The 4,781-nt window shown below is 65.3% G+C and carries 4 protein-coding genes; 2 read left to right on the top strand and 2 right to left on the bottom strand.

Features of this window, described 5'->3' with window-relative positions:
* Window positions 1-274: 274 nt before the first annotated feature.
* Window positions 275-838 (top strand): hypothetical protein, encoded by a 564-nt coding sequence (locus GH664_RS21865; protein ID WP_153170227.1) that lies wholly within the window; start codon window positions 275-277, stop codon window positions 836-838.
* On the top strand, window positions 835-2,232 hold the full coding sequence (locus GH664_RS21860; RefSeq protein WP_228111668.1) for an MATE family efflux transporter: 1,398 nt from the start codon (window positions 835-837) through the stop codon (window positions 2,230-2,232). Before GH664_RS21865 ends, GH664_RS21860 begins: the two co-directional genes overlap by 4 nt.
* Here the strand turns inward: GH664_RS21860 and GH664_RS21855 are convergent, their stop codons facing one another.
* Window positions 2,233-4,068 (bottom strand): M61 family metallopeptidase, encoded by a 1,836-nt coding sequence (locus GH664_RS21855; protein ID WP_153170226.1) that lies wholly within the window; start codon window positions 4,066-4,068, stop codon window positions 2,233-2,235.
* Window positions 4,069-4,121: 53 nt separating this feature from the next.
* On the bottom strand, window positions 4,122-4,571 hold the full coding sequence (locus tag GH664_RS21850) for a MaoC family dehydratase (RefSeq protein ID WP_153170225.1): 450 nt from the start codon (window positions 4,569-4,571) through the stop codon (window positions 4,122-4,124).
* Window positions 4,572-4,781 lie beyond the last annotated feature (210 nt).

The raw sequence follows: 4,781 nt of genomic DNA, 5'->3' as shown, positions 1-4,781 counted from the left end.
GGTCGAGGTAGCGGTGCGTCCAAAATCGCCGCAGCGCTGGCATAAGAGGTGCCCGAAATGAAAACCCGCCTCCTGAAGACCCCGGATCTGCCCTCACAGACGCTTGGCTGGGCCTCGAACACCCCACCGCACCTGCGCATCGCGCGCCACTGGGTCTCATCGCATGTCAGTTACTCGGCTTGCGGAAATCAAATGCTTCTCAGGCTCTGAGGCTTGCCGTCCCGACCGTAGTACACTTCTCGACCGCATCCGTTCGCCTTTCCGGGCCCAGCCCATGCCACAAATCGCGTCGTCCCATCCCGAATCTCCCTCCACCGCACCCGGCGACCAGATGCGCCGCCGCGGAACAGCTGCCCTGCTCTTTCTCCTGGTTGCCCTCCCCGCCAGCTACTGGCTGTTCGCCTCCCTCGCCGATCTGTGGGCCCATGTGGAACCGCTCGAAGGCGCCCCCTTCATGCTGGCCGCGACCCTGCTTGGCGCTGCACTGGCCATCGCGCCGCTCACCGCCCTCGTCGGCTTCATCCTGTCGATCTGGTATGGCGTCGAAAGCGTGTATATGCCGCGCAGTCGCCCAACGCCCCTGCTCGACCGCGTGATCACCGGCGTCGGGCTGCTCGTCTGGTTCGCGCCCACCCTGGCAAGTGCCGGTCTGGCAGCGCGCGCCCTGATCGAGGGGCGCGTTCACTTCGTGCGTCCTCCCCGCGACTATTTCCTCGCGACCGATCCGATCGCCTTCTGGCAGGGCCTGGGTTTCTGGCTGATCATGGGCTCCCTGTTCGCCTTCCTTGCCTGGCGCTACTGGCGCGGCAAGCTGCTGCGCCAGCCTGCCGCGAATTGAGCGAGGGCGCCGCGGCCGCCACGGCCAATCCAGTCACGTCGGCAGCGATCGCGCGCCAACTGCTGCATCACGCCTGGCCCGTGCTGATCGCACAGGTGCTGTCGGTGATCATGATGATCGCCGACACCATCATCGCCGGACGCTACGGCACGGCCGACCTTGCCGGCATTGCCATCGGCAGCAGCTTCTATGTCTCAGTCGTCATGCTGCTGACGGGCACCCTGCAGGCCGTTTCGCCGACGGTCGCCCACCACTACGGCGCGGGACGATCCGAAGAAATCGGTCCGGCATTGCAGCAAGGACTTTGGCTTGCCCTGATGCTCGCCCTGCCGGGCACCCTCGCACTCGCGTTTCCTGAACCCTTGCTGCAGTTGGCGAGCGTACCGGCGGAGGTCGCCGCCAGGGCGCGCGCCTATCTGCAGGCCACCGCCTTCGGCCTTCCGGCCGTGCTGCTTTATCGCACCTTTTACGCCTTCAACAATGCAGTGGGTCGGCCCAGGGCGCTGATGGCCATCAGTGCGATCGTCACGTCCGCGCATCTCCCGCTTGCGTGGTCGTTGACCAACGGCGCCTTCGGCTTGCCCGAGCTTGGCGGCACGGGCTGCGGGGTGTCGACCGCGATCGTGAGCTGGCTGGCAGTCGGCTGTGGCCTGATCTACCTGGTGCGCAACCCGGCCTACCGGCCGTATCGCATCTTCACCCACTGGCAGGCTCCGAGACCACGCGCACTTTCCGCCCTGCTCCGCCTCGGCGTGCCCATGGGTCTGTCAACTTTCATCGACATCACCTCCTTCACGCTGATCGCCATCTTCGTTGCACAACTGGGAGCCGAAACCGTCGCCGGCCATCGCGTCGTCGCCAACCTGACGGGGCTGATCTACATGGTGCCGCTGGCCCTGTCGATCTCGACGCTAGTGCTTGTCGGACAAGCTGCCGGCGCGCATGACTGGAAGCGCGCGCGTGCCACTGCGCAGGTAGGACTGAGCCTGGCAGGCAGCTTTGCGTTGGTCATCGGCGCCGTGCTGTGGCTCGTCCGCGAACCCGTCATCGCCTATTCGACGGTCGATCCCACCGTACGGAAGCTAGCCCTGGGCCTGGTCTTCTACCTGTGCCTTTACCAGGCCTTTGACGGTCTGCAGACGCTCGCTGCGCACGCATTGCGTGGCTACAAGGTGACGCTGCTGCCGATGGTGCTGCACACGCTCTGTTTCTGGGGCATCGGCCTGAGCGGCGGCTACTGGCTCAGCTTTCATGCGCCATGGCGTGTCGCTGCGCCCTCGGTTGCCGGTTTCTGGGAAGGCTGCGTGCTGGCGACCATCGTCGCCACGGTGCTCTTCGGGAGCTTGTTGCGCGTCGTGATGCGGCGCAACGACGCCCGGGAGTCGCCCGCCTGATCAGCCGCCGAGCCAGCCGCGACGCAGGCGCCCCGCCCTCTCGCCCGGTCGCGGGACAAGCTTGAGTGAAATCGAGTCGGCTGGCTGCGCGGCAAGTGCGACACTGAAACGCATCAGCTCGTCGCGCCGGAACACGTGGATCTCGACAATGTCGCCGACGGCATGTCGGGAGAGGCTGGCGTCGAGGCCGCCAGGCGAAATCCGCAAGCCGTCCAGTGCCACCAGCACATCACCCGCCGACAACCCGGCCGTCTGCGCGGCGCCTCCCTCGTACACGTTGGCGATTCTGGCCTCGCCCGCGCCCGCGCCCGCGCCCGCGCCCGCAACGAGCTTGATGCCGAGCGTCGGCCCCTTGCCGGCCGCCTCGGCGCGATAGTCGACGCCAAAGGTCTTCAGCAGGCGAGGCAGCGGCAGGTCGTCGGTGCCCTCCACCGCATTCTTCAGCCAACGTGACAGGCGCCTGCCGAGCGATGCGCTCCCGTAGGTGGTGCCTACCTCGGCGACGGCGTCGAAGATGCCGTCCTCAGGCACCCCCACGCCGGTCTGCCCGTGACGCTGCCACAGCAAGCGCATCAGATCGTCAAGCGCGCCCCGGCCGCCCGTCGCCGCGCGCAATTCGAGGTCGAGTGCCAGTGCGATCAGGGCACCCTTGGCGTAGTAGCTGACGATGGCGTTGGGCGAGTTCTCGTCCTGCCGGTAGTACTTGATCCAGGCGTCGAACGAGGAATCGGCAACACTCTGCTTCATCCGCCCGGGCGTGTGAAGCACGTTGGAGATCGTCTTGCCGAGCAGGCCGAGATAATCCTCCAGGGCAATGACGCCCGAGCGCACGAGCGCCAGGTCGTCATAGTAGGAGGTGAAGCCTTCGAACGCCCACAGCAAGCGGGTGTAGTTCTCGTTCGCCAGATCGTAGGGCGTGAATGCAGCCGGTTTGATGCGCTTGACGTTCCACGTATGGAAGTATTCGTGGCTGCACAAGCCGAGGAAGGACTTGTAGCCATCGGGCAGCCCTTGCATGCCCTTCCACGGCAGATCATTGCGACTGGCGATCAGGGCCGTCGAAGCGCGATGCTCCAGCCCGCCATAACCTTCGCCGACCACCATGGTCAGGAAGGCGTAGTAGTCCATCGGCGGCGGTGTTCCGAACAGGTCAATCTGCCAGTTGCAGACACGTTGCAGGTCTGCGGCGAGGCGCTCGGTGTCGCAGTCGTGGCGCCCGGTCAGCGCGATATCGTGTCGTACGCCACCAGCCTCGAATTGGGCCAGCGCGAAGCGCCCCATCTCGACCGGATGATCGATCAGCTCGTCGTAGTCCTCCGCCCGGTACATGCCGAAGCCGTAAATCCAGGCCGCACCAGCTGCGTCGCGCGCGCGCGGCAGCGCCGTCACCACCCGCCAGTCGCGATATTCGTTGCCGTCCGGGCGCTGGATATCGACCAGGCAGGGCCGGTTCGATCGGCCATCCGGCGCAAGAAAGACGCTGGTCCCGTTGAAGAATCCATGCGTCGAGTCCAGGTGCGCCGCGCGCACCGAGAGATCCCACGCATAGACTTCGTAGCTCAGCGTAAGCACTGCCCCCTGCGCCAGCGGCTCGACTCGCCAGCTATGTTTGTCCAGCTTTTCGAATGCGACCGCCTCGCCACCCACGCTCGCCCGCAGGCTGACGATGTTGCGCGCGAACTCGCGGATCATGTAGCTGCCGGGAATCCAGGCAGGCAGGCGGAAAACCTGTCCAGCCGGATCGGGATCGGCAACGATGCAGTCGACCGCAAACAGATGGGCGTCGGGGCGATGGGGGCGGATGCGATAACGCACCGGCGGCAGCACATTGGTCATGGCGCGAGAAGATCGGGTTCTGCGAGAAAGCTTCGGTGCCGCAAGACGGGCGATCAGGCGAGCTGGCGCAACAGGAGGTGGTTGCCGATGAAACCTGCCACCACTTCGCCACGCTGATTCAGCGCACGGTATTGCAGGCGCGCGATGCCACGGTCGGGCTTAGTCCTCGACGGGCGGACGTCGAGCACTTCAACTTCGGAATGCAGCGTATCGCCAGGCCTGACCGGGGCATACCAGCGCAGTTCGTCGCAACCGGGCGACCCGATACTGCTCTTCTGCAGCATGCCGCTCTGGATGAACAAGCGGAAACACAGCGCAAAAGTCTGGAACCCGCTGGCGATCAGGCCGCCATAAGGCGACTGAGCCGCGGCCACCACATCCAGGTGGAACGGCTGGGGGTCGTAGCGCAAGGCGAAGTCGATGATCTCGGCCTCGGTGAGGGTGATCCCTGGTGTGACGAACCTCTGTCCGGGCGCGAGATCGTCCAGGTAGCGCTGATCCATTCCCATTCCTCCTCGGCATCTTCGATATGCGAAAGGTAAACAGCCGCGGAAAGCCACGCAAGCTGACGCACATCACGCAGCACATCGAGTAGGGGACGGGGTCACCCCCGTCGCCCTCTCACACCACCGTACGTGCGGTTCCGCATACGGCGGTTCATGAAAGACACTGGAGCCGTCGCGTCGTATCGAGCAGCGACACCAGACCCAAAC

It is taken from the genome of Thauera sp. 2A1 (assembly GCF_009469595.2).
Lineage (GTDB): Bacteria > Pseudomonadota > Gammaproteobacteria > Burkholderiales > Rhodocyclaceae > Thauera.
This window is presented reverse-complemented; position numbering and strand designations above follow the sequence as displayed.

Bases quoted from the DNA above. Each gene is read 5' to 3' on its own strand.
- GH664_RS21865 (WP_153170227.1), top strand. From the start codon at position 275: ATGCCACAAATCGCGTCGTCCCATCCCGAATCTCCCTCCACCGCACCC.
- GH664_RS21855 (WP_153170226.1), bottom strand. From the start codon at position 4,068: ATGACCAATGTGCTGCCGCCGGTGCGTTATCGCATCCGCCCCCATCGC.
- GH664_RS21850 (WP_153170225.1), bottom strand. From the start codon at position 4,571: ATGGATCAGCGCTACCTGGACGATCTCGCGCCCGGACAGAGGTTCGTC.